This is a genomic window from Proteiniphilum sp. UBA5463 (assembly GCF_002427225.1).
Taxonomy (GTDB): Bacteria; Bacteroidota; Bacteroidia; order Bacteroidales; family Dysgonomonadaceae; genus Proteiniphilum; species Proteiniphilum propionicum.
Genome location: NZ_DIQL01000014.1, coordinates 1 through 2,325 on the forward strand (window position 1 = coordinate 1; position 2,325 = coordinate 2,325).

Here is a 2,325-nt window from a genome sequence, read left to right on the forward strand (position 1 = left end):
GTAGGTTTAGCGTTATCAAATAGTAGTAAACATTCAACATAACAAGCCCGGGGAGAACCTCCGGGCTTGTCTGTTTATCCAAAAAGGCATTATAATCAGAGAGAAGGGATGTAATCGGATCGCGCAGCCCCTTGATTCGTCACTCCTGAGAGTTGATTCAAACCTGCGCATTGGTTTAAGACAACTAGTCAGGAATCCACGGAGCTTGTTCACCCACTATTGGAAAGACTCTGCTTGAGTGATACCGCGGTACTATTGGCATAGTCTTTCTGGATTCCGGGCAATTCTGCCCCAAAGCCTCTCTCTGTTCGGCTTCGGTGACCCCGGAACCACCCCAAACCCTCACTTTGTTCGGCTTTGGGGACCCCGAATTCCCGGAATGACGGCGTGCGTAGTCTGGCTAGAAAACGATGAATTCTAATTCTATACCCAGCGCGTCTTGACATATCCCAGCAACCCTGACCATACAACACCTCCTAACCCGCCAGGGTTTCCAGACGGCAGGCGGTGGTTTCAACCACCGTGCCAGATCGAGATCTTGCCAAACACTATAACCCGTAAGGGTTTTCAGACTTCGGGAGGATTTTAATCCGACCTTCATAGACTCAGCTCAGTATAGAAACAACCCGGAGGAGGATTGAAATCCCCTCCCCAGTCCCGTTCCGGTAAATGGATTGATCGTCGTTTACCCCACAGAATACGGTGGTTGAAACCACCGCCTCTAATCTGAAAACCCGATAAATCGGGTTGGGCACTTGTCACTGGTAACTTTCACAAAGCGACAAGATGTTGCTTCCACTCTGGTCACTTGTCACTCGTCACTCTCTTGTGTCTCCCGGAGTCTTCGTCGAGTCTTGCAGGACTCTTCCGGAGCAAAGTGCTCGGGAAGACTGGGCGAAGACACGGCGAAGACTCCGCCAGGAATAAGGAAGAAGAAACCTAATACGCGCCATGATTTACTGCATGTGTAACGATCTTAGATATGACATGTCCACGAAATCGGCATTTTGTATATATAAAGAGTCACTGAAAATTGCAAATCCGCTCACCGAAAATTGCAAATGCCAAAACATATACATATCCAAGAATCCAATTGCTTCCATACGTAATCCGTATTTGTATATTACATATATCATTACGGTTTTATTCTCTTGATTCTGGAGCTGATAATAGTAACTACCACTTGGACAAAATAGTGTCCAATTTGCAGGTTTTGGTGATCAAAACAGGGAAATTTACTAAAACAATGTCCATTGGTCTTCTGCAAATGCTCTTCGGATATTCTTTTGTCACTTCGACTTATCTATTTTGTCCATTGATCGCTAATTGCAGATTTTAGTGACTCTTTATAAACGCATACCCGGCTGGCTTTTTTTTACAAAGCAAAGAATCTGGATGAATTGATGGGGCTTCTATCTGCTCATGACTATAACGAATACAAGACTTTCAAATTGCCAGTCTTTGGCGGCACTGTACCCATTCTCTTCGATGAGGATTTATTTTCCGTTGATGTGGCATTTTCCAGTGGTCTTTCGACCGAAGAGATAAAACCCTTGTCCTGGGATGAAAGCCGCGTTCTGGTGTTATCCGAGGGCCGTCTGCATTTTGTTGGACGCCATAACTATATTGCATTATTTGGTGGCGTCATCTGTCCCTACTGTCAAGCAATGGTTTATTTTGAATATCATTGCCCTCATTTGATCTGCATTTCAGAAAATCTGAGCGGCCAGCTGTATTGGATAAGTAACGCTGCCAAAAGATGTTTTGAAAAGGTTATTTACGATAATTTGTCTTCGGTAGAGGATGAGCAGGAACGGGAGGAATTGGAGCTTGTGCTAATAGGTCAAGAGCCTTCCAGATTCTTAGGCAATGAGATCATATCAAAGGCTTGGAAAGCAGTTTCAGCCGAGATAACTATTGATTCATTTTCTGAAGATGAGTGGATGGAAAATGGCCGCGCAGATGTGTGCTACAGATTTGTACCCAAGGCATTGGAAGCGCCGAACTAAGCTTCCACCTCCTGGATCTTTTTGCGCGGACCGAACAGCCGGTAATAGGCATTCGCCAGATCAAAAGCGCTCTAGAGCCAGGTGATATTACGAAGGGTATCACATATGAAAAAGCTAAAAAATACTTATTGATCCCAGAATGGAACTCCTTACTGCTTTACAGCTTGTAGCAGGTGATCCGAACATCAATTGTAACAGCAAATCGATTTTTTCCGATTTTTTCCTTGATTTTTTCATAAAAGACCAATTTCCAAATCTCACTGTCCCCTCTGTAGACAGTGTTAATCAAGTGGACATCAAGCCTTAATCAAGCGTT

General features: G+C 44.3%; 1 protein-coding gene. It reads left to right on the forward strand.

The genetic code is table 11. From position 1 onward, the window contains the following. Positions 1 to 1,403 precede the first annotated feature (1,403 nt). The gene (locus B3B27_RS02915; RefSeq protein WP_286846801.1) at positions 1,404 to 2,009 is read left to right on the forward strand and encodes a hypothetical protein; all 606 of its coding nucleotides are present in this window, start codon (positions 1,404 to 1,406) and stop codon (positions 2,007 to 2,009) included. Positions 2,010 to 2,325 lie beyond the last annotated feature (316 nt).

Excerpts from the sequence above, each read along its gene's own strand:
- B3B27_RS02915 (WP_286846801.1), top strand. The coding sequence starts at position 1,404 with ATGGGGCTTCTATCTGCTCATGACTATAACGAATACAAGACTTTCAAA.